The organism is Allobosea sp. 10N428, assembly GCF_056394545.1.
Map to the genome: position 1 here is coordinate 310,763 of NZ_JBFTIC010000001.1, position 25,892 is coordinate 336,654.

Consider the following 25,892-nt stretch of genomic DNA (forward strand, 5'->3'; position numbering starts at 1 on the left):
AGATCAGCTTCCGCGGCCTTGACGCCCTCGCGAGCCGGCCACAGGTTCAAGGCTCTGCTTCCAAGCCATCGGAACCGCCATGACCGCCTATGATCCGTCCAACGTCTTCGCCAAGATCCTGCGCGGCGAGCTGCCCTCCCACACCGTCTACGAAGACGCCGAGACGATCGCGATCATGGACATCATGCCACGCGCCGAAGGGCATGTGCTGGTGGTCCCGAAGGCGGCCTGCCGCAATGTGTTCGATGCCCCGCCCGAGGTGCTGAAGGCTGTCGCGCTGACGACGCAGAAGCTCTCGCGCGCCGTCAAGACCGCCTTCGCAGCCGAGGGCGTCACCATCCAGCAGTTCAACGAAGCCGCGGGCGGCCAGGTCGTCTTCCATCTCCACGTCCATGTCATGCCGCGCTTCGACGGCGTGGCGCTGCGTCCGCACACCGGCGCGATGGAGAAGAACGAGGTGCTCGCCAGCAATGCCGAGAAAATTCGCGAGGCCCTGAAAAAAATCTGAGCGAGATGTCACAAGGGGCTCGGCTGCCTCGTCTTATCGTCATCAACCGATGGAGAGAGACCATGAGCCAACGCCTCAATGCCTTCCAGATCGCCCCCGGCGCGATCGACGCGCTGCTGAAGACGCAGAATTACGTCAATGAAAGCGGGCTGGAGCACAGCCTGCTCGAGCTGGTGAAGATGCGGGCCTCCCAGATCAACGCCTGCGCCTATTGCCTTCACATGCACTCCATGGACGCCCGCAAGGCCGGGGAGAGTGAGGCCCGACTCTATCTGCTCGACGCCTGGCGTGAATCCGATCTCTATACCCCACGCGAGCGCGCTGCCCTGGGCTGGACCGAGGCGCTGACCCGCCTTTCCGAGGCCAGCCCGAGCGACGAGGCTTTCGCGGAGCTGCGCGCTCATTTCAGCGAGAAGGAATGCGTCGATCTCTCGCTGTCGATCGCGACGATCAACGCCTGGAACCGGCTCAATGCGGGCTTCCGCTCGCGGCATCCGGCCGATCGCCAGCGCAAGACCGAAGCTGCTGCCTGAGCCGATGCCAGCCCCCGGCCGCACGGCTTCGTCCGCCCGGCCGCTATCCCGTCAACTCGCGAGAACCGCCATGAGCAAACGTCTGAACCCCTACACGACCGCTCCCGATATGATGAAGCCGCTGATGGCGCTTGAAGCCACAGTCGCAGATTCCGGCCTCGAACACAGCCTGATCGAGCTGGTGAAGATGCGGGCGTCGCAGATCAATGGCTGCGCCTATTGCCTGCATATGCACTCGGCCGACGCCCGCAAGGCCGGCGAGAGCGAGGCGCGGCTCTATCTGCTGAGCGCCTGGCACGAATCCGAGCTCTACACCCCGCGTGAGCGCGCCGCGCTGGCCTGGACCGAGGCGCTGACGCTGCTGCCGCAGACCCATGCGCCGGACGCCGACTATGAAGAGGCCTTGCGCCATTTCAGCGCGGAGGAGATGGTGAAGCTCACGCTGCTCATCGGCACGATCAATGTCTGGAACCGGGTCGCGGTCGGCTTCCGCTCGCATCATCCGAACGACAGGGCTCCCAAGGTCGAGGCCGCATAGAATCCACGCGCACAGGATTTCATGACGGACGTCACGGCCGCCGGCTTCGAGACCCATCGGTCCTATCTGACCCGCCTCGCCTACCGCATGCTCGGCTCGCTCAGCGACGCGGAGGATGTGGTGCAGGACGCCTGGCTGCGCTGGCACGACTCCGCGCCGGAAGCGCTGGCGAAGCCGCGCGCCTGGCTCGGGCGCGTGGTGACGCGGCTCTGCCTCGACCTGATGAAGTCGGCGCGGCACCGGCGCGAGAACTATGTCGGCGCCTGGCTGCCCGAGCCGCTGATCGAGGAGATCGGCGGCGCCGCCAGCAGCGACGAGGGCCTCGACGTCCCCTATGTCCTCCAGCTCGCGCTGGAGCGCCTGTCTCCGCTGGAACGTGCTGCCTTTCTGCTGCACGACGTGTTCGATCTGCCCTTCTCCGAGATCGCCGAGACGCTCGGGCGCAGCGAGGCGGCCTGCCGGCAGCTCGTATCACGCGCGCGCCGGCATGCGCAGCAAGCGGGCCCGCGCCATCCGCTCTCTCCCGATGAGGCCCAGCGCTACGCAGTCGCCTTCTTCGAAGCGGCTCATAGCACCGACCCTAGCGCCCTGAAGGGCCTGCTCGCGCAGGATGCGGTGCTGCACGGGGATGGCGGCGGCAAGGCGAGCTCGGTGCTCAACCCCATCCTCGGCTGCGACAAGATCGGCCGCTTCTTCGCCGGGCTTGCCCGCAAACCACAAAAGCAGGGTTTCGTCCCGCGCTACGAGCCGGTGCTGATCAACGGCATGCCCGGATATATCAGCATGGAAACCGACACTGCGCAGGCGGTGGTGCTCGACATCGTCCACGGACAGGTCCAGGCGATCTACGTGATCCGGAACCCGGACAAGCTTGGTCCCGTGAGGGATCGGCTGAAGGCTGGACGAGATTAAGCTGCCCCGGACAGCCAGACCCCGCCGACGAGCACAACCTCACCGACCAGCACGGCCAGCATCATTCGGCGGCGGCTGATGGCCATCACGGCCACGGAAGCGGCGAGCGCGGCGACCCGTACGAACAGCGGCGCATGCGCCAGCACGCCCGGCGGGGAGACCATCAGCTTGGCGACGATGCCCGCGAGCAACGCAGTCGCGACCGCCCTCACCCATTCGAGCAATGGCGAGTCCGCGTCCATCCCACGCGCGAAGCCGACGGCCAGCCAACGCCAGATCTCGGTCGGCAGCACCGCGAAAAGCATCAGCGCGAGATAGGGCCAGAGCGGCCCGTCGAGGAAGGCGAGCGGCTGGGTCATCTGGCCGCCTTGCGCTTGCGGCCGATCATGAAGGCAATGCTGCCGGCGATGAGCCCGGCGACGATCAGATCGAAGCCTCCACCGATGAAACGTTCGCAGATCGGCGCGAGCGCCAGCCCCAGTACCAACGCGGTGACGTCCCCGCGATGGCGCAGGCCAGCGGTCAGCGAGACCAGAAAGAAGATCGGCGTCAGACAGAGCAGCCCGGCGGCGAATGGCACCGGCAAGGCGTTCAGCAGATAGTAGCCAGAGAAAGTCCCGACCGCGCTCACCGCCATGCAAGTGTTGGCGAAGCCGAGGAAATAGGCCGCACGCTGGTTCACAGGGATGCCCGGCAAACGGCGCAGTCCTTCGGTCCAGGCGGTCACGGCGACATAATGCGACAGAAAGAGCTGCTGCCAGACGCTCTGGCCGGGCCGGCGCAGCAGTGGCAGGATCGCCATCGTCATCGGCAGGAAACGCAGCGAGGCGAAGGCGATCGCGATCGCGATCGCGCTCCAGGCAGCGCCGGCGGCGATGGAGGCGAAGAACAGCACCTGCGACGGGCCCGCCCAGACGAGGATGGTCGAGAGCACCGCGACATCGACGGGGTAGCCAACGTCGCGGGCGAGCGAGCCGATGCCGATCAGCCCGAGGCCGACGATCCAGGCCGGCAGCAGCAGCGCATCGCGCATGCCCGCCAGCGCGACGCGCTGCCAGCTCCAGTCGGCGGATACGCTCATCGGATCATCGCTGCGGGCAGCCTCGGGAAAGCAAACAGCCCATGCAGAGCGCACGGGCCGCCAATCCCTATGGCTCACCGCAGGAGCGCTCGCCAAGCTGCCGAAAAGGGGAACGGCCCTGCACCATCTGCAAGGCCGCGGCTGCTCAGCCCTTGCCGCCCTTCATCGCCATGGTGAAGAGCTCATTGCCGAAGTCGATCAGCTCCTTGGGAATGCCGCCGACCGCCTGAATGCCGAGATAGATCATATAGATGAACGCCGGCACCAGGATCCAGCCCAGCACCTCCTCGAAGATCTTGCGACGGCGCCGGCGGCGGTCGCGCTTCTCGAACCAACCCAGCTTTTCCTTGGCCGGGCGCCGCGGCGCCGGAGCTGCCGTGGGCGTTATGCCCTCGCCGGTTTCGGCGAGGGCTGCTTTCTTGCGTCGGAACAACACGTTCTCAGGCCTTCGTCAGCGGTACTTTCGGAACTGTACGGACCGTGCGACCGGATGTCTTCGGCGGATTGCCGGGATCGTTATCCGGTCCGGAGCCCCCCTTGGGGGCCTTGCGCGGCGGCGTCTTCGTCGTCTTGTCGCCGCCAGCTACCTTGGCACGCGGCTTCGTCGCCCGCTTTGCCGTCGCGGCGGCGACGTCCTTCTCCGGCTTGGGCTTGGCCGGACCGTCAGGGAACTCCAGGCCGAGCACCTTGATGCCGGTCTCCGACTGGACCACCACGACCCGGACGGCGCCACCGTTCTTGAGCCGCCCGAACAGAACTTCATCGGCGAGCGGCGTCTTGATCGTCTGCTGGATGAGGCGGGCCATCGGCCGGGCGCCCATCGCCTCGTCATAGCCGTTCTCGACCAGCCATTCGCGCGCCTCGTCCGAGAGCTCGATGGTGACGTTGCGATCGGCGAGCTGCGCCTCGAGCTGCAGCACGAACTTGTCGACGACGCGGGCGACTACGCTCTTCGGCAGATGGCTGAAGGAGATGGTGGCGTCGAGACGGTTGCGGAACTCCGGCGCGAACAGCTTGTTGATCGCCTCCGTGTCGTCCCCCTCGCGCTTGCTACGGGTGAAGCCATAGGCGCTCTTGGCGAGGTCGGCGGCGCCGGCATTGGTCGTCATGATCAGGATGACGTTCCTGAAATCGACCTGCTTGCCGTTGTTGTCGGTCAGTTTGCCGTGGTCCATCACCTGCAGAAGGATGTTGAACAGATCGGGATGTGCCTTCTCGATCTCATCCAGAAGCAGCACGCTGTGCGGATGCTGGTCGATCTGGTCGGTCAGCAGGCCGCCCTGATCGAAGCCGACATAGCCGGGAGGCGCGCCGATCAGCCGCGAGACGGTATGGCGCTCCATATATTCCGACATGTCGAAGCGGATCAACTCGACACCGAGCGACAAAGCGAGCTGGCGCGCCACCTCGGTCTTGCCGACGCCGGTCGGGCCGGCGAAGAGATAGGAGCCGATCGGCTTCTCGCCGTCGCGCAAGCCGGCACGCGCGAGCTTGATCGCAGAGGACAGCGCCTCGATCGCCTTTTCCTGCCCGTAGACGGTGCGCTTCAGCGTATTCTCGAGATTGCGCAGAACCTCGGCATCGTCCTTGGAGACGGTCTTGGCCGGGATACGCGCCATGACCGCGACCGCGGCCTCGATCTCCTTCACGCCGATGGTCTTCTTGCGCTTGCTCTCGGTCAGCAGCATCTGCGAGGCGCCGGTCTCATCGATGACGTCGATCGCCTTGTCCGGCAGCTTGCGGTCATGGATGTAGCGTGCCGAGAGCTCCACCGCCGCCTTGATGGCGTCCTGGGTGTAGCGCAGCTTGTGGAACTCCTCGAAATAGGGCTTCAGGCCCTTGAGGATCTCGATCGTGTCCGGGACCGACGGCTCGTTGACGTCGATCTTCTGGAAACGGCGCACCAGCGCCCGGTCCTTCTCGAAATACTGGCGGTATTCCTTGTAGGTGGTCGAGCCGATGCAGCGCAGCGTGCCGGAGGCGAGCGCGGGCTTGAGCAGGTTCGAGGCGTCCATCGCACCGCCAGAGGTCGCACCGGCGCCGATCACCGTGTGGATCTCGTCGATGAACATGATCGCCTTGGGGTGCTGCTCGATCTCCTTCATCACCTGCTTGAGGCGCTCCTCGAAGTCGCCGCGATAACGGGTGCCGGCGAGCAGCGTGCCCATGTCGAGCGAGAAGACGGTCGCGTCCTTCAGCACCTCCGGAACTTCCCCGCGGGTGATCTTCAGGGCGAGGCCCTCGGCGATAGCGGTCTTGCCGACGCCGGGGTCGCCGACCAAGAGCGGATTGTTCTTCTGGCGGCGGCAGAGGATCTGGATCGTGCGCTGGACCTCGGCCTCGCGGCCAATCAGCGGATCGATGCGCCCGTCCTTCGCCTTCCGATTCAGGTTGACGCAATAAGCCTCTAGCGCGCTTTCCTTTTTCTTCTTTTCCTTGTCCTCGGTATTGCCCTGCTCGGAGCGCTGCTCGCGCTGCGGCTCGCCCTCTTCCTCGGAACCGCGGACCGGGCGGCTCTCGCTGGCGCCGGGGCGCTTGGCGATGCCGTGGCTGATGTAGTTGACCGCGTCGTAGCGGGTCATGTCCTGCTCCTGCAGGAAGTAGGCGGCGTGGCTCTCGCGCTCGGCGAACATCGCGACGAGCACATTGGCGCCGGTCACTTCCTCGCGGCCGGACGACTGGACATGGATGACCGCGCGCTGGATCACGCGCTGAAAGCCGGCGGTGGGCTTTGAATCGTCGCGCCCGTCAGTGACGAGATTCGTCAGCTCGGAGTCGATGTAGTCGACGAGGTTGCGCCTGAGCAGGTCGAGATCGACGCTGCAGGCGCGCATGACGGCCGCTGCGTCCTGATCATCCACCAGGGCGAGCAGGAGATGTTCGAGAGTGGCGTATTCATGGCGGCGCTCATTGGCGAGAGCCAGAGCCCGGTGAAGCGCCTGTTCGAGACTGCGCGAGAAACTCGGCAAGGGGCGCGCTCCTATCTGTTTCCGGAAGGTGAATTTTGAGCCAAGGCTACTTCTTCTCCATCACGCATTGCAGCGGGTGCATATGCTTGCGCGCCAGATCCATGACGAGCGTAACCTTGGTCTCGGCGACTTCGTAGGTGAAGACGCCGCATTCGCCGACGCCGTTCTGATGCACATGCATCATGATCCGCGTGGCTTCGGCGCGGTCCTTGTTGAAGAACCGCTCCAGAACGTGAACGACGAACTCCATCGGCGTGTAATCGTCGTTCAGCAGCAGCACACGATAAAGATTGGGCTTGCGGGTCCGCGTACGCGTCAGCACGGCGGTGCCGGCGCCGTCCTTGGTTCCGTCAGCCGGCGGACCGGCGCGCCGCGGGCGATCGGCCATGGCTTCCGGGCTCACGCGCCCCGGCAGGCGCCAGGTCGGATCGGCGTGCATTGCTGTCCCCTGGCCTGATTGCATCATTTGCGCCCCGCCATGCCTATCGTATTCCAACCCAAATCGTTCCTGTGTTTCCCACCCGAGATAGTGCTTCGCCTACGAATTTACAGACCTCTTTCCTGCTTCGCCAGTCCGTTCCCGCGAGCTCCATGCAACTCTTCGCGACATGGCCGTCAACCGCCCGCGCCGCTTGACCCGCCCGGTCCCGGCCGGACATAAGCCCCGCGGGCCGCTGGACAAGGACACCACCATGACACCCAACGCCGTCGTCACCATCGGCGAGGAACTCGCCCGGCCCGTGCGCTTCGGCAATGCGTTGCCGCTCGCGCTGATCGCCGGCCCCTGCCAGATGGAAAGCCGCGACCATGCCCTGGAATGCGCGCTGGCGCTGAAGGAAATCGCGGCCGATCTCAATATCGGACTGGTGTTCAAGGCCTCCTTCGACAAGGCGAACCGGACCAGCGTCAGGGGCGCCCGCGGCATGGGCATGAAGGCCGCGCTACCCGTGTTCGCCGAGATCCGCGAGCGCACCGGCATGCCGGTCCTGACCGACGTGCATGATGCCGGCCAATGCGCGGAGGTCGCGGAGGTCGTCGACGTGCTGCAGATTCCCGCCTTCCTCTGCCGCCAGACCGACCTGCTCGTCGCGGCGGCGCAGACCGGCCGGGTCGTCAACGTCAAGAAGGGCCAGTTCCTGGCCCCCTGGGACATGGTCAACGTCGCCGCGAAGGTGACCGAGAGCGGCAATCCGAACGTCATGCTGACCGAGCGCGGCGCCTCTTTCGGCTACAACACGCTGGTTTCGGACATGCGCGCCCTGCCGACAATGGCCGAGATCGGCGCGCCGGTCATCTTCGACGCCACCCATTCCGTGCAGCAGCCGGGCGGCAAGGGCGCCTCGACAGGCGGCCAACGAGAATTCGTGCCGGTGCTATCGCGTGCAGCCGTCGCCGTCGGCGTCGCCGGGCTCTTCATCGAGACCCATCCCGACCCGGATCGCGCGCCGTCCGACGGCCCGAACATGGTCCCTCTCTCCGAATTCCACGATCTGATCGCCGAACTGCAGGGCTTCGATCGCCTCGCCAAGAACCGCCAGGCCCCCGCCGTCGCTTATGTCTGAACCCGCGCCGGCGTCCAAATCCGATCTGGGCGCCCTGATCCCGGTCCTGGGTCTCTGCGGCTTCGCCTGGACCTTCACCATGCAGCTGATCGACCCGCTGGTCCCGACGCTGGCGGGCGAATTCAGCCAGAGCGTCCACCAGATCGCCTTCATCGCGACCGCCTTTTCCAGTTGCTATGCCCTGGGCCAGCCTTTCCTCGGGCCCATCGCCGACTCGGTCGGCAAGCTGCGCAGCATCTCGGCCTGCCTTGCCGCGCTTTGCGTGCTCTCCATGCTCGCGGCCTTCGCCACCAGTTTCGGGGCCTTGCTTGTGCTGCGTGCGGCAGGCGGCGTGATGGCGGGCGGTGTCATTCCTGCGGCGATGGCGGCCATCGGGGACCGCGCGCCGATGGCGGAGCGGCAGATCATGCTCGGCCGCTTCCTGGTGATCATGATCATCGGGCAGATGGCCGGCGCCACCTTCTCCGGCCTCGTTGCAGACTATATCGGCTGGCGCGCCGTGCTCGTCATTGCGGGCGCGCTCGCGGGCGGCGGCGCGCTCCTGGTGCGGCTTGCACTTAAACCGCGGCCCGACGCCGCGCGTGCGCGGCTCAGTCTCGCGGGGGCGATCAAGAGCTACAAGGCCGTCTTCGCCAATCCGCGCAGCAAACTGCTCTATCTGCTCGTCCTGCTGGAGGGGTCGCTCGTCTTCGGATTGTCGCCTTTCATCGCCGCCATCCTGCACGAGCGGTCAAACACCAGCTCCTCACAGGCCGGTCTTGTCATCGGTGCGATGGGGCTCGGCGGGCTCGTCTACGGCGTGCTGACGCGCATCCTGGTCGAACGGGTCGGGCCGCGCCAGATGATGCGCTATGGCGGCCTCGCGGTGGCGCTGGCCTATTTCGCCTTCACCCTGCCCGCGCCATGGTGGACGGCCATCGGCATATTCCTGCTGACAGGTTTCGGCTTTTTCCTGCTGCACGGCACGTTCCAGGCACAGGCGACGGAACTCGCGCCGACGGCGCGCGGCTCGGCGATGGCGCTGTTCGCCTGCTTCTTCTTCATGGGGCACGCCACCGGGCCGCTGGTCATGGGCGCCCTGCTCAATCTCCTCGGAACCCAGCAAGCGCTCATCGTCTTCGGTATCGGGATCGGTGTGCTCGGGCTCGTCACGCCGCGCCTTCTGCCTCCTCTCGGCTCGCGGAGTTGATCGAAGAGCCTGCGCCCGGGCGGGGCGCAGGCTTCCGCTCCGCTTCAGCGGCCGCGATAGGGCGCGACGCCCTGATCCGGCAGCCAGAGGCCCTTCGGCGGTTCGCCCGTCTGCCAGAACACGTCGATCGGAATGCCCCCGCGCGGATACCAGTAGCCGCCGATGCGGAACCATTCCGGCGCGAGCAGGTCGACCAGCGTCTTGCCGATCGAGACGGTGCAGTCCTCGTGGAAGGCGCCGTGGTTGCGGAACGCGCCGAGATAGAGCTTCAGCGACTTCGACTCCACCAGCCACTGGCCCGGCAGATAGTCGATGACGAGGATGCCGAAATCAGGCTGGCCCGTCACCGGGCAGATCGAAGTGAATTCCGGGCAGGTGAAGCGGGTGAGATAGCGCGTGCCGGCATGGGGATTGGGCACGCGGTCGAGCCGCGCTTCTTCGGGCGAGGTCGGCAACGGGCCGCTCTGGCCGAGCTGCAAGGTCGAGGCGTCGATGGCCATGGAAGATGCTCCTCAGGTTTGCCGGAGCCTGTAGCTCATCTTCCGCGGCGGGGGAAAGCCGCGAATGCCACGCGTTCGCCATCGTCGGCCGCTACGAGCGCGTGGCGACGCCCAAAGCCCATGCCTGCTTTTACTCGATCAATATTTATCGAGTTTCCACACGCTTCCTTGCTTCGACAGAAGTCAGACTATACCCCTGAGTGACTATTCGGCACCGATCAATACAATTCTATGATAATTGCAGGCATATTGTTTCTGATCGGTTTCTTGATCGGTCTTTCGCACGGATATCCGGCGATCGCGCTCGCGAGCGCGGCCATGACCTTTGGGATCTTCCCATTCTGGCTCTTCCGTGGAGAGCTCGCCCTGTTCAGCGTCCTCGTCTGGATCGGCTATCTCTTCGCCCTGCAGAGCGGCTTCATGCTGGGCAGCTATCTCGGCATGTCCAACGACGAAGGCTAGGTCTTTCTGCCGGCCTACCAGAACCAGACGGGCCGCCCGGCAAAGGCGCATAGCCCGGCCCACCACAGGATCGTCAGGCCGCACCAGAACAGGACAGCGAGCAGGGACGGTCTGCGGCGGCTCGTCAGATTCTGGAACATGTTCGCTTCTCAAAGGAAAACGGGGCGGCATTCGTCCGGTTCTCCGCAACCTGCGCGCCAGCGCCGAATTCATATGCGCGGCCTTGCGAGCCACGACCGGACATCGATTGCTTGAAGCACCCGGATGCGGATCGGGGCTTTCGCGACGGCAGGCGGTTGGCTAGAAGCGCCTCACCCTTCCTCGTCCTCTCCGGAGCCTGCCATGACCGCGATCATCGACATCATCGGACGCCAGATCCTCGACTCCCGCGGCAACCCGACGGTCGAGGTCGATGTCGTGCTCGAAGACGGCTCGATGGGCCGCGCCGCCGTTCCCTCGGGCGCCTCGACCGGCGCGCATGAGGCTGTCGAGCTGCGCGACGGCGACAAGAGCCGCTATCTCGGCAAGGGCGTGCTCAAAGCCGTGGAGTCGGTGAACGTCGCCATCGCCGAGGCGATCGTCGCGATGGACGCAGAAGACCAGACCGCCATCGACCAGACGATGATCGAGCTCGACGGCACGCCCAACAAGGCAAAGCTCGGCGCCAACGCCATCCTCGGCGTCTCGCTCGCCGTCGCCAAGGCTGCGGCGGAAGCCTCGGGCCTGCCGCTCTATCGCTATGTCGGCGGCACCTCGGCCCGTGTCCTGCCCGTGCCGATGATGAACATCGTCAATGGCGGCGCCCATGCCGACAACCCGATCGACTTCCAGGAATTCATGATCATGCCGGTCGGCGCAGAATCCTTCGCCGAAGGCCTGCGCATGGGCGCGGAGATCTTCCACACGCTGAAGAAGAAGCTGCACGACGCCGGCCACAACACCAATGTCGGCGACGAAGGCGGCTTCGCGCCGAACATCAAGTCGGCGGAAGCCGCGCTCGATTTCGTCATGCAGGCGATCGAGACCGCCGGCTATCGCCCTGGCGAGGACATCGCGCTCGCGCTCGACTGCGCCGCGACCGAGTTCTTCAAGGACGGCGCCTATATCTATGAGGGCGAACGCAAGACGCGCGATCCCAAGGCCCAGGCCAAGTATCTCGCCAAGCTCGTCGGCAACTACCCGATCGTCTCGATCGAGGACGGCATGTCCGAGGACGACTGGGAGGGCTGGAAGGCGCTGACCGATCTCGTCGGTTCCAAGTGCCAGCTCGTGGGTGACGACCTGTTCGTCACCAATGTCGAGCGGCTGTCGCAGGGCATCAAGGGCAAGACGGCCAACTCGATCCTGGTCAAGGTCAACCAGATCGGCTCGCTGACCGAGACGCTCGCCGCCGTCGATATGGCGCAGCGCGCCGGCTACACTGCGGTGATGTCGCACCGCTCGGGCGAGACAGAGGATTCGACCATCGCCGACCTCGCGGTGGCGACCAATTGCGGGCAGATCAAGACCGGCTCGCTCGCCCGTTCCGACCGGACGGCGAAGTACAACCAGTTGCTGCGCATCGAAGAGGAGCTGGGCGCGCAGGCGATTTATGCCGGCCGCAGTGCGCTGAAGGCGCTGGCCTGATCGAGGCCTCGGCTGCCGCGCTCACCAGCGCGGCAGCAGGCTCACCGCCTGGGAGAGCCCCCAGACACCGGCCGCCTGCACGCTGCCGGCAGCGCCCGATACAGCGTCGGAGACTTTGGTCGCCGGCGCCACCACGAAGCGGCTCCAGGAAATATCGCGGGATCCCTCACTCGCCTGCGCCGTTTCGATTGCGGACGCCGCAGCCGGAGGCAGTATCACGAGCGGGGCTGCGACAACGACATTGCGGTCCGACGCCGAAGCGGTTCGTCGCGCCGGGGGCGAATGTCTCGACTTCACCGACGTTTCCAGCTGCGGCTTGCCGAGCTCCGCGAGTTGCGGCGGGGTCCATTCGGCGCCTTCCGGCCAGCTCACCGACATCGGCATCGCCAGGGCGGCCGGCGTGACCTGAGGGTTGGCAGTGAGACCCCCGTTCGCAGCAAGGTCAGCGCCATCGAGCCGATCGGCGATCTTGCCGCCCCGGAATAACGCAAGCTGCGGCAGCATCGCCTGTTCGACCGGCGCATGCATGGCCCTGTGGTGCGGCATAGCGCCGGAGAGCAGGCCGGGCAGCGTCGCGAGCAACGCTGTCGCGGTGGCGATGCCCAATGACAGCAGGAGATGGTGGCCGAGGCGGCTCGCCATCGCGGCAGGCCTAGGGGAATAGCGGTTGCCGGGCATCGGCGATCACTCCGGTGGCTGGCTCATATCGATATCGGGGTGCAAGGAAGCCGGCCCGTCACGGCGCCAGCGGGGCCGAAACGCGGCGCAATTGCGGTTCGTCGCCGCAGGCGCAGGTGCCATGCACAATGGCCGGTAACGGCACCGCAGCAATCCACGCTATGCCAGCGCATGGATCAGCGCGTCGTCAGCCTTCCTGCGCCTCACGACAAGGAGCGCCGCCGGCGCAGGCTGGCTGTAACCGGGATGCTGCTCAGCGTCCTGATCTTCGGCTCGAACTTCGCCATCAGCCGCCATGCCGTGCTGCACGGCATCACGCCATACGACCTGCTGGCACTGCGCTTTGGCACGGCCGGCCTCCTGCTCCTGCCACTCTTCCTGCGGCCGGGCATCGCGAGCTGCGGGGGCATGGGGTGGCGTCGCGGCTTGCTGCTGGCGCTGTCCGGCGGCTTCCCGATGACTTTCCTGATGCTGATGGGCCTTACGCTGGCGCCGGCCGCCCATGGCGCCACCATCGGACCGGGCACCGTGACGCTCATCGGCATCATCGGCTCGATCGTGCTGTTCGGCGCGGTGCTCACACGCAATCTCGTCATCGGCATCTGTGGCGTGCTCGCCGGGCTGGTCTGCCTCGCTATCGCCGGTACCAGCGGCTCGAGCGCCAGCACGCTGCGCGGCGATCTGATGTTCCTTGGCGTCGGCCTGCTCTGGGGCTTCTATCCGCTGATGATCCAGCTCTGGAAGGTCGATGGCCTGCGCGCCGCGGCCGTCGTCTCGGTGCTGTCGCTGGTATGGCTGCCGATCTATGCCCTGTTCTTCTTCCGCGGCTTCGATATCGCGCCCTGGTGGGTGCTGTCGCTGCACGCGCTGTATCAGGGCGTGGCCAACGTGATCATCGGCCTGTGGATCTGGGGCTGGGCGGCGCATGTACTTGGGCCTGCGGTCGTCGGGCGCTTCCCGCCGCTGATCCCGGTCACAGGTACGCTGCTTGCGATCCCGGTGCTGGGCGAGATCCCCTCCTCGCTGCAACTCGTCGGCATCATGCTGATCATCGCCGGCCTGTTCGTCGCCTCATGGCGCAAGCCGGCGCGCAAGGCCGGTCAGGAACAGGTTCCAGCCAACCGTTAAGACGAGTCCCGACGCAAGCGCCGTCCATGTGCCGAACGGCACCGCCAGCAGGTGCACGACGGCGAGCCCCAGCCCCGTGCCGAGCAGCCCAAGCGCCCCGTTGCCGATCACCGCGGCGGTCGCCTTCCCGCCGATGCGGGGATGCAGGATGACGATCAGGCTCGACAGGACGATGGGCAAACCGGCAAGGACACCGGACCAGAGCGGCCCGACCCGGTCGCTCGCAGCCGTGACGGCTCCCGCCAGCAGCGCAACGCCGCCGGCCCTGATCGGAATAGCAAAGCGCGAGAGCGCGATGGGCCCGGTCGTGCGGACAGAGAGATAGGACCGCACCAGCAGATGCACCACGCAGAAGGCAAGGACGGTCAGTCCGGCGAGCGGCAACACCGGCAGGGCCAGGCTGCGCACGCCGACCAGCACGAGAACCCAGACGGCCCCGGCGGTCACGAGCGAGGGCAGCATCGTCAGATGCTGAGCCAGGAGCACATAGCTCAAGATGAAAGCGGCATGGGTAACATTGGCATTCATCGTGCCCAGCGCGCTGGCGGCAATGAAAGCGGCGTCGTGATCGAGCGCGAGGAAAACGAGCACTGGCCCGAGCGAGATCGGCAGCGTTGCGATCATCGCCGCGACCAGCGGTCCGGTGCGCTCGGCTAGAAGGGAACAGCCGACCACCACCGAAGCGGCGATCGCCATCTTGATCGGCAGAAGAGCGAGGCCTGCGCTCAAGCCGGCTCGCCCCGCTCCCAGCCTTCCTTGGTCTCGGCGACGAAATCGTCGAGGCGGCCGGCGGCGATGGCGGCGCGCAGGCCCGCCATCAGATCCTGATAATAGGCGAGGTTCACCCAGGTCAGCAGCATCTTGCCGAGCATCTCCTCGGCCTTGACGAGGTGATGCAGATAGGCGCGCGACCAGCTATTGGCGGCCGGGCAGAAGGATTGCTCGTCGACCGGGCGCGGGTCCTCGGCATGCTTGGCGTTCTTCAGGTTCATCCGGCCGAAGCGCGTGAAGATCTGGCCGTGGCGTCCGGCGCGGGTTGGCATCACGCAGTCGAACATGTCGATACCGCGCGCGACCGACTGGACGATGTCGTCGGGCGTGCCGACGCCCATCAGATAGCGCGGCTTCTCCTGCGGGAGGTGCGGCTCGACCGTCTCGATCATCGCCAGCATCACGTCCTGCGGCTCTCCCACGGCCAACCCGCCGACGGCATAACCCTTCAGGTCCATGGCGGCGAGCGAACGCGCGCTCTCGACGCGCAGATGCGGCACGTCCCCGCCCTGCACGATGCCGAACAACGCGCGCCCCGGATGGTCTCCGAACGCGACCTTGCAACGCTCGGCCCAACGCAAAGACAGGCGCATCGCCTTCTCCGCAACCCTCTCCTCGCAAGGTAGCGCGACGCATTCGTCGAGCTGCATCACGATGTCGGAGCCGAGCAGGTTCTGGATCTCGACCGAGCGCTCGGGCGTCAGCACATGCTTCGAGCCGTCGATATGCGACTGGAAGGTGACGCCCTCCTCGGTCAATTTCCGGAGCTGCGACAGCGACATCACCTGGAAGCCGCCGGAATCGGTCAGGATCGGGTGCGGCCAGTTCATGAATTTGTGCAGCCCGCCGAGCTTAGCAACACGCTCGGCACCCGGGCGGAGCATGAGGTGATAGGTGTTGCCGAGCACGACATCGGCGCCGAGCGCCCTCACCTGCTCGGGATACATGCCCTTGACGGTGGCGGCGGTACCGACCGGCATGAAGGCAGGCGTGCGGATGACGCCCCGCGGCATGCTGATCGCGCCGGTGCGGGCGGCACCGTCGCGGGCGGCGACATGGAAGGTGAACTCCGTGGCGGCGGGTTCCGGCGCCTGCGGGTCGATGATCTTGGGCTGAACGGTCATGGGCTGCGAGGTAGAGCAGCGCGGGGATTTAGGGAAGAGCTACGCGCGCCGGGCGGCGGTCCCTCGCCGTCATGCTCGGGCTTGACCCGAGCATCTCATGACCCGAGAGCTCCCTGAGCCCTTTTCGGCAAGAGGTCTCGGATCGGCGCTCCGCGCCGCCCGAGAATGACGGCAGCCGGGAAGACTCACCCCTTCGCCAGCGCCACCTCGTAGATCTCGGGCTTGAAGCCGACGATCGTCTTGCCCTTGCCGAGATCGAGCACCGGGCGCTTGATCATCGAGGGCTGGGCCAGCATCAGGGCGACGGCCTTGGCCGCATCGAGCCCCTGCTTTTCAGCATCGGGCAACGCACGAAAGGTCGTGCCGGCGCGGTTCAGCACCGTCTCCCAGCCATGCTCCTTCACCCAGCGCTCGAGCGAGGCCTTGTCGATCCCGCTCGCCTTGTAGTCGTGGAAGGCGTGAGGAGCGCCATGGCCGTCCAGCCAGCTGCGCGCCTTCTTCATCGTGTCGCAGTTCTTGATGCCGTAGATGGTGATCGTCATGCCTTCGTCCGACTATGTGAAACATCGCTGCCTATGCGGCCCGCCAGTCATCGGGGTTTGTCATCAGCGCTGCAAGCAGGCATGACATGGCGGGCAACATCGTCTGATACCGGCGGGAGATAGCATGGATACCGTCTCGGCCTGCGCGCAGAAGACGCCAGCTCCGCCTGCTTTTCCCCATCGCCGCTGGAAGGACCATCCGGTCGCCGGCATCGATTTTCCGGATGCGACAACCTTCACCTGCGACGGCCGCTGGATGAAGACAGCCTGCGACGCGCTCGCAGACCGTCTTGGCGAGGAAACCGATCTTCTTGCCGGGATCGACATCGGCGGTCTCGGCTTTGCGGGCGCGCTGGCGCTGCGCAACGGCCTCGGCTTCATCGACATCCGCAAGGTCGGCTCGATCCGTGCCGACGTCGTCCGCAGCCTCGCCGCCAATTATGAACTCGGCAATGGTGTCGCCCTGTCGAAAGGCCATCGGCTCGACGGGCGCAACGTCACCATCATCGACGACTGCCTCATTACGGGCGGGACCGTGCTGGCGACGGCGCAGTTGCTGCGCCGTCTGGGTGCGCGCTGCGCGCAAGCGCTCTTCGTCTTCGAGCTCGAAGGGCTGGGAGGCCGCGAGCGGCTGGCCCAGGGCGGCATCTCGGTGCACGCCCTGGAAAGGCTGGCGCCAGTTCAGTCCGCATCGGCCTCCAGCGAGAGCTCCTGAGACTGAGCGCAGCTCAAGGGCGCTTGGGGCTGTCGAGGCCGCGCTGCACGGCTGGCCGCGACAGGCAACGCTCCAGCCAGATCGGCACATGCGTCAGGCTGGCGTAGTCGACGAGCTCGCCGGCGCCGTAGAAGCCGACGAGATTGCGCACCCAGCCGAGCATGGAGATGTCGGCGATGGTATATTCGTCGCCCATGACCCAGGTGCGGGTTGCGAACCTGTCCTCCAGCACGCCGAGCAGGCGCTTGCTTTCATTGGCGTAGCGGTCGCGCGGGCGCTTGTCCTCGTATTCGCGGCCGGCGAACTTATGGAAGAAGCCGAGCTGGCCGAACATCGGGCCGATCGCCGCCATCTGGAAGAACACCCATTGGACGGTCTCGTAGCGCTGCGCTGGATCCCGGGGCAGGAGCCTGCCGGTCTTCTCGGCGAGGTAGAGCAGGATCGCGCCCGATTCCCACAGGCCAAGCGGCTTTCCGTCCGGCCCGTTCGGATCGATGATCGCGGGAATCTTGCCGTTCGGATTGAGCGAGAGGAATTCCGGGCCCCAGGTCTCGTTCTTGCCGATGTCGATGAGATGCGGCTCGTAAGGCAGCTCCAGCTCCTCGAGCGCGATCGAAACCTTCACGCCGTTCGGCGTCGGCAGCGAATAGAGCTGGATGCGGTCGGGGTGGCTGGCGGGCCAGCGCTTGGTGATCGGGAAAGCGGAGAGATCGGCCATCGGGGGCTCCGGTTGAATCGGGAGAGCTTCGGCGCAGGACGATAGAGCCGGACGCGCCCAAAGCAACGGGCTAGCATCGCGGCTCGCGCAAAGGCGATTTGCGCAGCTGCCCGCAACATCATGGACCGACAGCGCTGCGGGGTCCGAAGCTCATCGTCACGCCGCGCGTGGGGTACGACGGCATCACCGGCATAGGCGGGCAGCATTTGCGCCTCGCTTTCTACCCGATGCGGGTGCCATGTCCTCGCCATTGACCTTTMGCTGCCTGCGATCTGGCGCGGGCGGCAGGTCCCGCTTATGCTCCGCGGATTGGCCGATTTTCCGGATAGCTCGAACAATGAAGCTGGACGGCATCGCGAGCTTCGTGGCGGTCGCCGAGGAAGGCTCGATCAGCGAGGCGGCGCGCCGGCTCAGCCTGTCGAAATCGGTGATCAGCGAGAGGCTCGCGGAGCTGGAACGCGGCCTCGGAGCAACTCTGCTGCATCGCACAACGCGCAGGATGTCGGTGACTGAGGACGGCCTTGCTTTCCTCGAGCGCGCGAGGCGCATTCTGCGCGAAGTGTCGGATGCGACGACGGATCTCGCCGAGCGCCGCGGGGCGCTCAGCGGTCCGATGCGGATCGCGGCGCCGGTCACCTTCGGGCGGATGCATCTGGGCCCGGCGCTCTACCCTTTTCTCGCCGCCAATCCCGGAATCGAGCTGACGCTCGACCTTGACGACCGGCGAGTCGATATCGCCTCGGGCGTCTATGACGGCGTGGTGCGCCACGGAGCTATCGCAGATTCCCGCCTGATGATCTGGCGTCTGGCGCCGAGCCGCCGGATGCTGGTCGCATCGGCCGCGTATCTCGCGCGCTGCGGTATCCCCGCGACCACGGCGGAGCTCCATGCACACAAGGGCATCTTCTACACGAACCGCGGCGCGTCGGACTGGCGCTTCGCAACGCCGCAAGGACTCGAGGTCGTGCGCGCAGCGTTCGGGCTCCGGGTGAACAATGGCGACATGATGCGCGACGCCGCCCTCGCCGGTCTCGGCATTGCGTTGTTGCCCCTCTTCATCGCCGGGCCGGATATCCGCCAGGGCCGGCTTCAGATCATCGATGTCGGCGTCCTGCCGGTGTCGGAATTCATCTATCTCGCGCACCCAGAAGGTCGCCGGCCGTCCGCGAAGCTGCGCGCGGTCGCGGCCCATCTGCAAGCCACATTTGGCGATCCGCCCTATTGGGAAGATGGCGTGCCTTGACACCATGGCCGCGAACCGAAGCACAATTGTTCGGCTTTCTCGGAAATTAGGACCGCTTTTGGCAGGCTAATCCGGACGCGGTCCCAGCCTTAATTGAAACGAGCCAACGGGGCTGAAAGCGACGGTCGCAGGGACCGCCCTCCCGATCGGTGGGAGAATATGATGCTGAAGTTCGTCCTGGCTCTCGGAGCCCTCGCCTTCGCCGCGCCTGCGACCGCGCAGGTTCCGGCCTTCCCAGCCTCGTTCGCGACGCAGGAGATTCAGACCAATGGCGCAACGATCCATGTCCGGGTCGGTGGCACGGGACCAGCCGTCGTTCTGATCCACGGCTATGGCGAGACCGGTGACATGTGGGCGCCTATGGCGGCTGACCTCGCCCGCGACCACACCGTGGTCGTGCCCGATCTGCGCGGGCTCGGGCTCTCGTCGAAGCCGCAATCAGGCTACGACAAGCTGACGCAGGCCGGTGACGTGGCCGGCGTCCTCGACAGACTCAAGATCGAACGCGCCGATCTGGTGACGCATGACATCGGCAACATGGTCGGATTTGCCTTCGCCACGCAGCAGCCGCAGCGTGTCCGCCGCTTCGCCCTCATCGACGCGCCGGTGCCGGGTGTCGGCCCCTGGGACGAGATCCTCAAGAACCCCCTGCTCTGGCATTTCCGCTTCGGCGGCCCGGATATGGAGCGGTTGGTGGCCGGGCGCGAGCGCATCTATCTCGACCGCTTCTGGAACGAGTTTTCGGCAACACCCAGCCGCTTCACCGAAGCCTCGCGCGAGCATTATGCCAAGCTCTATGCCCTGCCCGGCGCGATGCATGCGGGCTTCGCGCAGTTCGCCGCATTCGATCAGGACGCGATCGACAACCGGAAGAATCTCGCCGCGGGCGGAAAGCTCACAATGCCTGTTCTGGCGATCGGCGGCGAGAAGTCCTTTGGCCCGACGATGGCCGTCGTGATGCGCGCCGCGGCGACCGACGTGACCGAGGGCATCGTGCCGGATTCAGGGCACTGGATCATGGAGGAGAACCCGCAAGCCACGACCCGGATGATCCGCGCCTTCCTCGACAAGACGCCCTGACGCGTATCCGGATCGAACTCCGCGGCAAAGGAGCAACAAGGGCTAGCCGCGGGGCCTGCCCTTGTCCCGCCAGGCCCAGATCACTCCCATTCGATCGTGCCGGGGGGCTTGCTCGTCACGTCGTAGACGACGCGGTTGATGCCCTTGACCTCGTTGATGATGCGGGTCGCGGCGCGCCCGAGGAAGTTCATGTCGAAGGGATAGAAATCCGCCGTCATACCGTCGACCGAGGTCACGGCGCGCAGCGCGCAGACATGGTCGTAGGTGCGGTAATCACCCATCACGCCGACGGTGCGGACCGGCAGCAGCACGGCGAAGGCCTGCCAGATCACGTCGTACAAGCCCGCCTTGCGAATTTCGTCGAGATAGATCGCATCCGCCTTGCGCAGGATGTCGAGCTTCTCCTTGGTGATCTCGCCGGGGCAGCGAATGGCGAGGCCCGGCCCCGGGAAGGGGTGGCGGCCGACGAAGGCCTCGGGCAGGCCGAGCTCGCGGCCGAGAACGCGAACCTCATCCTTGAAGAGCTCGCGCAGCGGCTCGACGAGCTTCATCTTCATGCGCTCGGGCAGGCCGCCGACATTGTGATGGCTCTTGATCGTCACCGAGGGGCCGCCGGAGAAGGAGACGCTCTCGATCACGTCCGGGTAGAGCGTGCCCTGCGCCAGGAAATCAGCGCCGCCGAGCTTGGCGGCCTCGGCATCGAAGACCTCGATGAAGAGCCGGCCGATGGTCTTGCGCTTGGCTTCCGGATCGGGACCGACCTTCTCCAGCTCGGAGAGGAAAAGCTCCTCCGCCTCAACGTGGACGAGCGGAATGTTGTAATGATCCCTGAACAGGCGGACGACCTCCTCGGCCTCGTTCATCCGCATCAGGCCGTGATCGACGAAGACGCAGGTGAGCTGGTCGCCGATCGCCTCATGGATCAGCACCGCCGCGACCGCCGAGTCGACGCCGCCGGAGAGCCCGCAGATGACGCGGCCGGTGCCGACCTGCTCGCGGATCTTCTTTTGCATCTCGGCGCGATAGGCCGACATGCTCCAGTCCGGCTTGCAGCCGCAGATCTCGACGACGAAATTCCGCAGCAGCTTTCCGCCGTCGGGCGTGTGAACCACTTCGGGGTGGAACATCGTGGTGTAGAAGCGCCTGGTCTCGTCGCTCGCCACGGCATAAGGGGCGTTCTCGGAGGTCGCCTTGACGGTGAACCCGGCGGGAAGTTGCGTCACCCGGTCGCCATGGCTCATCCAGACCGGATAGCGACCGCCCTCTTCCCAGACGCCTTCGAACAGTGCCGAGGGGGTGACGATCTCGACATCGGCGCGGCCGAACTCGGCAGCGTGTCCGCCCTCGACCTTGCCGCCGAGCTGGTGTGCCATGGTCTGCTGGCCGTAGCAGATGCCCATGAGCGGGATATTGGCCGAGAAGACCGCTTCGGGAGCTCGCGGGCTCCCCTCATCCGGCACCGAAGCGGGGCCGCCGGAGAAGATCACGCCCTTCGGCTTCATGCGGGCAAAGGCCTCGGAAGCGGACTGGAACGGGGCGATCTCGCAGTAGACGCCGATCTCGCGGATGCGCCGCGCGATCAGCTGCGTCACCTGCGAGCCGAAATCGATGATGAGAATGGAGTCGTGATGGGGCTGAGCGCTCGTCATCGCGTTCCGTTAATGGATCGTGCGGGCGCGCGCAACGGCTGTAGCAGCCTCAGTCCCCGCGCTGGAGGCAAGCCAGATAGAACCCGTCCGTGCCCGTGCGTCGCGGCGAGAGCTGCAGGCCGAATTCGGTGGCGAAGCGGGCGAGCAGGGAGAAGTCGCTCTCCGCCCCCTTGAGCACGTCGATCGGCGCGACCGGTGCGAAGCCGGGATGGCGGCCAAGAAAGGCACGGATCGCCTCGTCATTCTCCTCAGGCAGCATGGAGCAGGTGATGTAGGCGATGCGCCCACCGGGGCGCACCAGCTTGGCCGCGCGCGCCAACACCTCGGCCTGATCCTTGATCCGTTCGGCCAGCGCGCCGGGGCGCACACGCCATTTCGCATCCGGGTTGCGCCGCCAGGTGCCGGAGCCGGTGCAGGGCGCATCGACCAGCACGAGATCGGCCTGTCCGGCGATGTCAGCGAAGGGCTCATGGCCGCGCGAACGCGGAATGCGCACCTCGACGATGCTCGCGCCCGAGCGGGCCACGCGGTCATGCAGCGGTGCGAGCCGGCGGCTATCGAGATCGGTGGCGTAGAGACTGCCGCGATTGGCCATCAGCGCAGCGAGCGCGAGCGTCTTGCCCCCTGCCCCCGCGCAGAGATCGATCACGGTCTGGCCAGGCCGCGCGCCGGCGAGCAATGTCACCAGCTGCGAGCCTTCGTCCTGAACCTCGAAGGCGCCGGCGAAGAAGCCGGGTTCGGTCTGCAGCGAGGGGCCGCGCCCGTCATGGCCCGGCTGGAAGCGCAGCGCATCGGGAGACCAGGCGCCGGTCTCCGGCTGGTGATGGGAAAGATCCCGGAGAACGTCGTCGCGGCCGGCCTTCAGGCGGTTGACGCGCAGGTCGATCGGCGCACGGGCGGCCAGCGCCTGCCCTTCCGCCATCGCAGCTTCACCGAAGCCGGCCTCGAACGACGGCCAGAGCCATTCGGGCACGTCCGCCCGCACCCAGGCGGGCGCCCCGTCGTCCGAGAAGGCGGTCAGGAGTGCGGTCTCATCGGCCGTGAGCGGAGCGGGCGCGTGATTCTCGCCGGAGAACAGGGCGGCGATCTCGTCGAGGGGCAGGCCGCGCAGCCCGGCGAGCATGCCGAGCACCAGCCCGCGGGGCTCTTCGGACGCCATCGCATAGCTGGACGAGGCCTTGCGCCGCAGGGCATCGTAGACGAGCGAAGCGATGGCGGCGCGGTCCTTCGAACCGGCGAAGCGACGCGACAGCCCCCAATCCTTCAGCGCATCGGCTGCCGGGCGGCGGCGCTCGATGATGTCCTGCAGCACCTCTATGGCGGCACTGATCCGGGCGGCTGGCGTCATGGTGCTTCAATCCTGGCGCAGGCCGCTCAGGCCCGGCGCCCGCAAGGCGGTGAGTGTAGTGTGCTTCGACCGGTTCAAATATCACGCCGAGGCATAGTGCCCCATGCGGCATGCACTTGACGCGCTCGTTTCACAAGGGGAAAGACGATGCAACCGCATCTCGCGGCCATCAGGATATCCGCACATGAAAAGCGCCAGCCGCATCGTCATTCTGAGCCTTGTCGCCTTCGGCCTTGCCGCTTGCGCAACCCAGCCGCAGCAGGACTTCACGCCGCCGGCCTCCAAGCGCCTCGACGCGAAGACCTCCCTCGAGAACCGCCGCTGATCCGACACCGATACGAACGAGCCCGCGCCCGGTATTGCCGGCGCGGGCTTTTTTGTCGGCCGCCGCATGGCGCCTGAGCTGACGGCAAAACGAAGCAATCTTTTCATGGGGCTGTCACATCACTCGACCTAACTTCGCGCGCATTTCCGCGAGCCGGGTCAAACCATGAAAAAAACGCTGCTTCTCTCGACATCGCTTCTCGCCGCGCTGGCCATGCAGCCGCTTGCGGCGCTCGCCCAGCAGGCATCCGCTTCCAACAGCCGCAAGCCCCTGATCATCGCCCATCGCGGCGCCAGCGGCTACATGCCCGAGCACACGATCGAGGGCTACAAGCTCGCCATCGAAATGGGAGCGGATTTCATCGAGCCCGACCTGGTTTCAACTAAGGACGGCGTCCTGGTCGTGCGGCACGAGCCGATGCTGAGCGGCACCACCGACATCGCCGACCGGCCGGAATTCGCCAATCGCAAGACGACGCGCAAGGTCGACGGCATCGACACCACCGACTGGTTCGCCAACGACTTCGCCCTGGCCGAGATCAAGACCCTGCGTGCCAAGCAGGCCTTCGCCGATCGCGACCAGTCGCATAACGGCAAGTACCAGATTCCGGCGTTTCAGGAGGTGATCGACCTCGCCAAGTCGGAAAGCGCCCGGACCGGCCGCACCATCGGCATCTATCCCGAGACCAAGCACCCGACCTATCACGCCTCGCTGGGCCTCGCCTTCGAGGACAAGCTGCTCGACATGCTCAAGGCGGCCGGCTGGACCGAGAAGACCTCGCCGGTGTTCATCCAGAGCTTCGAGACCGGGAATCTGAAATACCTGCGCAAGAAGACGCAGTTGCGCCTCGTGCAGCTCGTCGACGGCGACGATGTCGACAAGGACGGCAAGGTGACTCTCGTGGCGCCGTTCGACCGCCCCTATGACTTCGCGGTGCTCGGCGACAAGCGGACTTTCCAGGACATGCTCTCCGCTGAAGGGCTCAAGGAGATCGCGACCTACGCCGACGGCGTCGGCCCCTGGAAGCCCTATATCCTTGCTGGCAAGCAGACCATTGGCGAGGACGGCAAGCCGAAGGATCTCAACGGTGACGGCAAGATCGACGAGCAGGACCGCACGCTGATCGCGCCGACGAATGTGGTCAAGGACGCCCATGCCGCCGGCCTTCTGGTCCACACCTGGACCTTCCGCAGCGAGCCCAAGCGGCTGACCTCGGACTTCAAGGGCGACGCCGCGGCCGAGTACAAGGCATTCTTCGCGCTCGGCATCGATGGCCTGTTTTCGGATTTCTCGGATCAGGCCGTGAAGGCGCGCGACGCGAAGTAAGCCATCCCGTCGGACGAGGCCGACAGCCGGACAAGCCAAGCCCCGCGGCGAAATTCGCCACGGGGCCTGGCCTTCAGCGGGCTTCTCGCCCGCTCCCCTTCAAATCGGTCAATCGCAAACGCGGGTCGTGCGCCTCACGACGCCGCGCGGCGTCTCACGCTCGGTTGTGACGGTGCGGCAATCGTCGCCGCGATAGTAGTTGGCGCGGCGCCACTCGCGTTCACGCGTGCGATCATAACGGTCCTGACGCATCTCGCGATCGATTGCCCGTTCATGGGGGGTACGGGGGTCGACGCTCACGCCACCTGGACCGATGTTGATCGACTGAGCATAGGCGCCGCTGCTCGCCAGAAGAGCAACAGCAATGACTGGAACAAAACGTTTCATCGCGTATCCTCCGTTTGCGCCATCAACGCACCGGACGAAGACTCGTTCCGTAGAAGGCTTCACCTGCAGTTGGAAATGCTTCGCGCACCCTAGGAACTGCTTGCCAAACGAAAAAGCGCGCCGGCAAGGCCGGCGCGCTTCCATCGCTCGCTAAGCTGTTCTTCCTCAGTGCAGGATCTGGCTGAGGAAGAGCTTGGTGCGCTCATGCTGCGGGTTCTTGAAGAACTCGTTCGGGGTGTTCATCTCGACGATCTGGCCGGCATCCATGAAGATGACGCGGTCGGCGACTTGGCGGGCGAAGCCCATCTCGTGCGTGACGCAGAGCATGGTCATGCCCTCCTCCGCCAGCGAGACCATGGTGTCGAGCACCTCCTTGACCATCTCGGGGTCGAGCGCCGAGGTCGGCTCGTCGAACAGCATGATCTTCGGGCTCATGCACAGCGAGCGGGCGATCGCCACGCGCTGTTGCTGGCCACCGGACAGCTGGCCCGGATATTTCGCCGCCTGCTCGGGGATCTTGACGCGCTTGAGATAGTGCATCGCGATCTCCTCGGCATCCTTCTTGGGCATCTTGCGTACCCAGATCGGAGCCAGCGTCAGGTTCTCCAGGATCGTCAGATGCGGGAACAGGTTGAAGTGCTGGAACACCATGCCGACATCGCGGCGGATCTCGTCGATCTTCTTCAGATCGTTGGTGAGCTCCGTGCCGTCGACGATGATCTGGCCCTTCTGATGCTCTTCCAGCCGGTTGATGCAGCGGATCATCGTCGACTTGCCCGAACCCGACGGGCCGCAGATCACGAGCTTCTCACCGCGCTGAACCTTGAGGTTGATATCGCGCAGAACGTGGAACTCGCCGTACCACTTGTTCACGCCGATCATCTCGACCGCGGTCGCGGTATTGAGAGACGTCTGCTTCAGCGCAGCGGGCCGGGTGTCGGTCATCTTGGTTTCTGCCATTGCCATGGTCGTCATCCC

At 65.8% G+C, this 25,892-nt stretch carries 30 protein-coding genes; 14 read left to right on the plus strand and 16 right to left on the minus strand.

What is annotated here, in order from left to right; genetic code table 11:
- The first annotated feature begins 79 nt into the window (after positions 1–79).
- The 4 genes from AC1DDA_RS01480 to AC1DDA_RS01495 all read left to right on the plus strand — a co-directional run bounded on the left by AC1DDA_RS01480 (position 80) and on the right by AC1DDA_RS01495 (position 2,491).
- The gene (locus tag AC1DDA_RS01480; RefSeq protein WP_476794344.1) at positions 80–508 is read left to right on the plus strand and encodes an HIT family protein; all 429 of its coding nucleotides are present in this window, start codon (positions 80–82) and stop codon (positions 506–508) included.
- 62 nt (positions 509–570) lie between these two features.
- Positions 571–1,041 (plus strand): carboxymuconolactone decarboxylase family protein, encoded by a 471-nt coding sequence (locus AC1DDA_RS01485; protein WP_476794345.1) that lies wholly within the window; start codon positions 571–573, stop codon positions 1,039–1,041.
- Positions 1,042–1,111: 70 nt separating this feature from the next.
- Positions 1,112–1,579, plus strand: a complete 468-nt coding sequence (locus tag AC1DDA_RS01490; RefSeq protein WP_476794346.1) for a carboxymuconolactone decarboxylase family protein — start codon at positions 1,112–1,114, stop codon at positions 1,577–1,579.
- 21 nt (positions 1,580–1,600) lie between these two features.
- Entirely contained in the window at positions 1,601–2,491 is an 891-nt protein-coding gene (locus tag AC1DDA_RS01495) for a sigma-70 family RNA polymerase sigma factor (protein WP_476794347.1), read from the plus strand.
- On the opposite strand, the gene AC1DDA_RS01500 is transcribed toward AC1DDA_RS01495, so the two are convergent.
- The 5 genes from AC1DDA_RS01500 to clpS form a co-directional block, all read right to left on the minus strand.
- Complete coding sequence (locus AC1DDA_RS01500; RefSeq protein ID WP_441511370.1) at positions 2,488–2,850, minus strand: AzlD domain-containing protein; 363 nt, start codon at positions 2,848–2,850, stop codon at positions 2,488–2,490. The genes AC1DDA_RS01495 and AC1DDA_RS01500 overlap by 4 nt on opposite strands.
- Complete coding sequence (locus AC1DDA_RS01505; RefSeq protein WP_441511369.1) at positions 2,847–3,572, minus strand: AzlC family ABC transporter permease; 726 nt, start codon at positions 3,570–3,572, stop codon at positions 2,847–2,849. Before AC1DDA_RS01505 ends, AC1DDA_RS01500 begins: the two co-directional genes overlap by 4 nt.
- 145 nt (positions 3,573–3,717) lie before the next feature.
- Positions 3,718–4,005, minus strand: a complete 288-nt coding sequence (locus tag AC1DDA_RS01510; protein ID WP_476794348.1) for a hypothetical protein — start codon at positions 4,003–4,005, stop codon at positions 3,718–3,720.
- A gap of 7 nt (positions 4,006–4,012) precedes the next feature.
- Positions 4,013–6,541, minus strand: coding sequence for an ATP-dependent Clp protease ATP-binding subunit ClpA (gene clpA / locus AC1DDA_RS01515; protein WP_476794349.1), 2,529 nt, complete (start codon positions 6,539–6,541; stop codon positions 4,013–4,015).
- 46 nt (positions 6,542–6,587) lie between these two features.
- Positions 6,588–6,929, minus strand: a complete 342-nt coding sequence (gene clpS, locus AC1DDA_RS01520; protein ID WP_476795112.1) for an ATP-dependent Clp protease adapter ClpS — start codon at positions 6,927–6,929, stop codon at positions 6,588–6,590.
- Between the two features lie 304 nt (positions 6,930–7,233).
- Between clpS and kdsA the strand changes: the two genes are divergently transcribed.
- Positions 7,234–8,103 (plus strand): 3-deoxy-8-phosphooctulonate synthase, encoded by an 870-nt coding sequence (gene kdsA, locus AC1DDA_RS01525; protein ID WP_441511365.1) that lies wholly within the window; start codon positions 7,234–7,236, stop codon positions 8,101–8,103.
- The gene (locus tag AC1DDA_RS01530; RefSeq protein ID WP_476794350.1) at positions 8,096–9,292 is read left to right on the plus strand and encodes an MFS transporter; all 1,197 of its coding nucleotides are present in this window, start codon (positions 8,096–8,098) and stop codon (positions 9,290–9,292) included. The genes kdsA and AC1DDA_RS01530 overlap by 8 nt, the downstream gene beginning before the upstream one ends.
- 44 nt (positions 9,293–9,336) lie before the next feature.
- Here AC1DDA_RS01530 and queF read toward each other — a convergent pair whose 3' ends face one another.
- A complete protein-coding gene (gene queF, locus AC1DDA_RS01535; RefSeq protein ID WP_441511363.1) occupies positions 9,337–9,792 on the minus strand; it encodes a preQ(1) synthase in 456 nt (151 codons plus the stop codon).
- 318 nt (positions 9,793–10,110) lie between these two features.
- Here queF and AC1DDA_RS01540 point away from each other — a divergent pair, with 318 nt between their 5' ends.
- The gene (locus AC1DDA_RS01540; RefSeq protein ID WP_441511362.1) at positions 10,111–10,254 is read left to right on the plus strand and encodes a hypothetical protein; all 144 of its coding nucleotides are present in this window, start codon (positions 10,111–10,113) and stop codon (positions 10,252–10,254) included.
- 14 nt (positions 10,255–10,268) lie between these two features.
- On the opposite strand, the gene AC1DDA_RS01545 is transcribed toward AC1DDA_RS01540, so the two are convergent.
- Positions 10,269–10,394: a hypothetical protein gene (locus AC1DDA_RS01545; RefSeq protein ID WP_441511361.1), complete on the minus strand. Its 126-nt coding sequence runs from the start codon at positions 10,392–10,394 to the stop codon at positions 10,269–10,271.
- Between the two features lie 202 nt (positions 10,395–10,596).
- Between AC1DDA_RS01545 and eno the strand changes: the two genes are divergently transcribed.
- Positions 10,597–11,880 (plus strand): phosphopyruvate hydratase, encoded by a 1,284-nt coding sequence (eno, locus tag AC1DDA_RS01550; protein ID WP_476794351.1) that lies wholly within the window; start codon positions 10,597–10,599, stop codon positions 11,878–11,880.
- A 21-nt stretch (positions 11,881–11,901) separates the two neighbouring features.
- Here eno and AC1DDA_RS01555 read toward each other — a convergent pair whose 3' ends face one another.
- Positions 11,902–12,558: a hypothetical protein gene (locus AC1DDA_RS01555; RefSeq protein ID WP_476794352.1), complete on the minus strand. Its 657-nt coding sequence runs from the start codon at positions 12,556–12,558 to the stop codon at positions 11,902–11,904.
- A gap of 171 nt (positions 12,559–12,729) precedes the next feature.
- Here AC1DDA_RS01555 and AC1DDA_RS01560 point away from each other — a divergent pair, with 171 nt between their 5' ends.
- Positions 12,730–13,686 (plus strand): DMT family transporter, encoded by a 957-nt coding sequence (locus tag AC1DDA_RS01560; RefSeq protein ID WP_476794353.1) that lies wholly within the window; start codon positions 12,730–12,732, stop codon positions 13,684–13,686.
- Here the strand turns inward: AC1DDA_RS01560 and AC1DDA_RS01565 are convergent.
- From AC1DDA_RS01565 to AC1DDA_RS01575, 3 genes are all read right to left on the minus strand, one after another.
- Complete coding sequence (locus AC1DDA_RS01565; RefSeq protein ID WP_476794354.1) at positions 13,630–14,415, minus strand: hypothetical protein; 786 nt, start codon at positions 14,413–14,415, stop codon at positions 13,630–13,632. The two genes, AC1DDA_RS01560 and AC1DDA_RS01565, sit on opposite strands and share 57 nt — an antisense overlap.
- A complete protein-coding gene (gene tgt / locus AC1DDA_RS01570) occupies positions 14,412–15,581 on the minus strand; it encodes a tRNA guanosine(34) transglycosylase Tgt (protein WP_476794355.1) in 1,170 nt (389 codons plus the stop codon). Before tgt ends, AC1DDA_RS01565 begins: the two co-directional genes overlap by 4 nt.
- A 185-nt stretch (positions 15,582–15,766) precedes the next feature.
- A complete protein-coding gene (locus tag AC1DDA_RS01575) occupies positions 15,767–16,123 on the minus strand; it encodes an ArsC family reductase (protein ID WP_476794356.1) in 357 nt (118 codons plus the stop codon).
- Between the two features lie 124 nt (positions 16,124–16,247).
- Here AC1DDA_RS01575 and AC1DDA_RS01580 point away from each other — a divergent pair, with 124 nt between their 5' ends.
- Complete coding sequence (locus AC1DDA_RS01580; protein ID WP_476794357.1) at positions 16,248–16,838, plus strand: phosphoribosyltransferase family protein; 591 nt, start codon at positions 16,248–16,250, stop codon at positions 16,836–16,838.
- Between the two features lie 13 nt (positions 16,839–16,851).
- Here AC1DDA_RS01580 and AC1DDA_RS01585 read toward each other — a convergent pair whose 3' ends face one another.
- Positions 16,852–17,556 (minus strand): glutathione S-transferase N-terminal domain-containing protein, encoded by a 705-nt coding sequence (locus tag AC1DDA_RS01585; RefSeq protein ID WP_476794358.1) that lies wholly within the window; start codon positions 17,554–17,556, stop codon positions 16,852–16,854.
- Between the two features lie 337 nt (positions 17,557–17,893).
- Here AC1DDA_RS01585 and AC1DDA_RS01590 point away from each other — a divergent pair, with 337 nt between their 5' ends.
- Together AC1DDA_RS01590 and AC1DDA_RS01595 are read left to right on the plus strand one after the other, a co-directional pair.
- Positions 17,894–18,799, plus strand: a complete 906-nt coding sequence (locus tag AC1DDA_RS01590) for a LysR family transcriptional regulator (RefSeq protein ID WP_476794359.1) — start codon at positions 17,894–17,896, stop codon at positions 18,797–18,799.
- A 162-nt stretch (positions 18,800–18,961) separates the two neighbouring features.
- Positions 18,962–19,879: an alpha/beta fold hydrolase gene (locus tag AC1DDA_RS01595; protein WP_476794360.1), complete on the plus strand. Its 918-nt coding sequence runs from the start codon at positions 18,962–18,964 to the stop codon at positions 19,877–19,879.
- Between the two features lie 80 nt (positions 19,880–19,959).
- Here the strand turns inward: AC1DDA_RS01595 and guaA are convergent, their stop codons facing one another.
- Entirely contained in the window at positions 19,960–21,528 is a 1,569-nt protein-coding gene (gene guaA, locus AC1DDA_RS01600; RefSeq protein ID WP_476794361.1) for a glutamine-hydrolyzing GMP synthase, read from the minus strand.
- A gap of 49 nt (positions 21,529–21,577) precedes the next feature.
- A complete protein-coding gene (locus AC1DDA_RS01605) occupies positions 21,578–22,876 on the minus strand; it encodes an RsmB/NOP family class I SAM-dependent RNA methyltransferase (protein ID WP_476794362.1) in 1,299 nt (432 codons plus the stop codon).
- Positions 22,877–23,060: 184 nt separating this feature from the next.
- On the opposite strand from AC1DDA_RS01605, the gene AC1DDA_RS01610 reads away from it, so the two are divergent.
- Both AC1DDA_RS01610 and AC1DDA_RS01615 read left to right on the plus strand, forming a co-directional pair.
- The gene (locus AC1DDA_RS01610) at positions 23,061–23,201 is read left to right on the plus strand and encodes a hypothetical protein (RefSeq protein ID WP_441511348.1); all 141 of its coding nucleotides are present in this window, start codon (positions 23,061–23,063) and stop codon (positions 23,199–23,201) included.
- A gap of 165 nt (positions 23,202–23,366) precedes the next feature.
- Complete coding sequence (locus tag AC1DDA_RS01615) at positions 23,367–24,527, plus strand: glycerophosphodiester phosphodiesterase (protein WP_476794363.1); 1,161 nt, start codon at positions 23,367–23,369, stop codon at positions 24,525–24,527.
- 108 nt (positions 24,528–24,635) lie between these two features.
- On the opposite strand, the gene AC1DDA_RS01620 is transcribed toward AC1DDA_RS01615, so the two are convergent.
- Positions 24,636–24,914 carry a PepSY domain-containing protein gene (locus AC1DDA_RS01620; RefSeq protein ID WP_476794364.1) on the minus strand — a complete coding sequence of 93 codons (279 nt, stop codon included), beginning with the start codon at positions 24,912–24,914 and terminating at the stop codon, positions 24,636–24,638.
- Between the two features lie 165 nt (positions 24,915–25,079).
- A complete protein-coding gene (locus tag AC1DDA_RS01625; RefSeq protein ID WP_441511535.1) occupies positions 25,080–25,859 on the minus strand; it encodes an amino acid ABC transporter ATP-binding protein in 780 nt (259 codons plus the stop codon).
- Positions 25,860–25,892 lie beyond the last annotated feature (33 nt).

Bases quoted from the DNA above. Each gene is read 5' to 3' on its own strand.
- AC1DDA_RS01480 (WP_476794344.1), top strand. From the start codon at position 80: ATGACCGCCTATGATCCGTCCAACGTCTTCGCCAAGATCCTGCGCGGC.
- AC1DDA_RS01485 (WP_476794345.1), top strand. From the start codon at position 571: ATGAGCCAACGCCTCAATGCCTTCCAGATCGCCCCCGGCGCGATCGAC.
- AC1DDA_RS01490 (WP_476794346.1), top strand. From the start codon at position 1,112: ATGAGCAAACGTCTGAACCCCTACACGACCGCTCCCGATATGATGAAG.
- AC1DDA_RS01495 (WP_476794347.1), top strand. From the start codon at position 1,601: ATGACGGACGTCACGGCCGCCGGCTTCGAGACCCATCGGTCCTATCTG.
- AC1DDA_RS01500 (WP_441511370.1), bottom strand. From the start codon at position 2,850: ATGACCCAGCCGCTCGCCTTCCTCGACGGGCCGCTCTGGCCCTATCTC.
- AC1DDA_RS01505 (WP_441511369.1), bottom strand. From the start codon at position 3,572: ATGAGCGTATCCGCCGACTGGAGCTGGCAGCGCGTCGCGCTGGCGGGC.
- clpS (WP_476795112.1), bottom strand. From the start codon at position 6,929: ATGGCCGATCGCCCGCGGCGCGCCGGTCCGCCGGCTGACGGAACCAAG.
- kdsA (WP_441511365.1), top strand. From the start codon at position 7,234: ATGACACCCAACGCCGTCGTCACCATCGGCGAGGAACTCGCCCGGCCC.
- AC1DDA_RS01530 (WP_476794350.1), top strand. From the start codon at position 8,096: ATGTCTGAACCCGCGCCGGCGTCCAAATCCGATCTGGGCGCCCTGATC.
- queF (WP_441511363.1), bottom strand. From the start codon at position 9,792: ATGGCCATCGACGCCTCGACCTTGCAGCTCGGCCAGAGCGGCCCGTTG.
- AC1DDA_RS01540 (WP_441511362.1), top strand. From the start codon at position 10,111: ATGACCTTTGGGATCTTCCCATTCTGGCTCTTCCGTGGAGAGCTCGCC.
- AC1DDA_RS01545 (WP_441511361.1), bottom strand. From the start codon at position 10,394: ATGTTCCAGAATCTGACGAGCCGCCGCAGACCGTCCCTGCTCGCTGTC.
- eno (WP_476794351.1), top strand. From the start codon at position 10,597: ATGACCGCGATCATCGACATCATCGGACGCCAGATCCTCGACTCCCGC.
- AC1DDA_RS01555 (WP_476794352.1), bottom strand. From the start codon at position 12,558: ATGCCCGGCAACCGCTATTCCCCTAGGCCTGCCGCGATGGCGAGCCGC.
- AC1DDA_RS01560 (WP_476794353.1), top strand. From the start codon at position 12,730: ATGGATCAGCGCGTCGTCAGCCTTCCTGCGCCTCACGACAAGGAGCGC.
- tgt (WP_476794355.1), bottom strand. From the start codon at position 15,581: ATGACCGTTCAGCCCAAGATCATCGACCCGCAGGCGCCGGAACCCGCC.
- AC1DDA_RS01575 (WP_476794356.1), bottom strand. From the start codon at position 16,123: ATGACGATCACCATCTACGGCATCAAGAACTGCGACACGATGAAGAAG.
- AC1DDA_RS01580 (WP_476794357.1), top strand. From the start codon at position 16,248: ATGGATACCGTCTCGGCCTGCGCGCAGAAGACGCCAGCTCCGCCTGCT.
- AC1DDA_RS01585 (WP_476794358.1), bottom strand. From the start codon at position 17,556: ATGGCCGATCTCTCCGCTTTCCCGATCACCAAGCGCTGGCCCGCCAGC.
- AC1DDA_RS01590 (WP_476794359.1), top strand. From the start codon at position 17,894: ATGAAGCTGGACGGCATCGCGAGCTTCGTGGCGGTCGCCGAGGAAGGC.
- AC1DDA_RS01595 (WP_476794360.1), top strand. From the start codon at position 18,962: ATGCTGAAGTTCGTCCTGGCTCTCGGAGCCCTCGCCTTCGCCGCGCCT.
- guaA (WP_476794361.1), bottom strand. From the start codon at position 21,528: ATGACGAGCGCTCAGCCCCATCACGACTCCATTCTCATCATCGATTTC.
- AC1DDA_RS01605 (WP_476794362.1), bottom strand. From the start codon at position 22,876: ATGACGCCAGCCGCCCGGATCAGTGCCGCCATAGAGGTGCTGCAGGAC.
- AC1DDA_RS01610 (WP_441511348.1), top strand. From the start codon at position 23,061: ATGAAAAGCGCCAGCCGCATCGTCATTCTGAGCCTTGTCGCCTTCGGC.
- AC1DDA_RS01615 (WP_476794363.1), top strand. From the start codon at position 23,367: ATGAAAAAAACGCTGCTTCTCTCGACATCGCTTCTCGCCGCGCTGGCC.
- AC1DDA_RS01620 (WP_476794364.1), bottom strand. From the start codon at position 24,914: ATGAAACGTTTTGTTCCAGTCATTGCTGTTGCTCTTCTGGCGAGCAGC.
- AC1DDA_RS01625 (WP_441511535.1), bottom strand. From the start codon at position 25,859: ATGACCGACACCCGGCCCGCTGCGCTGAAGCAGACGTCTCTCAATACC.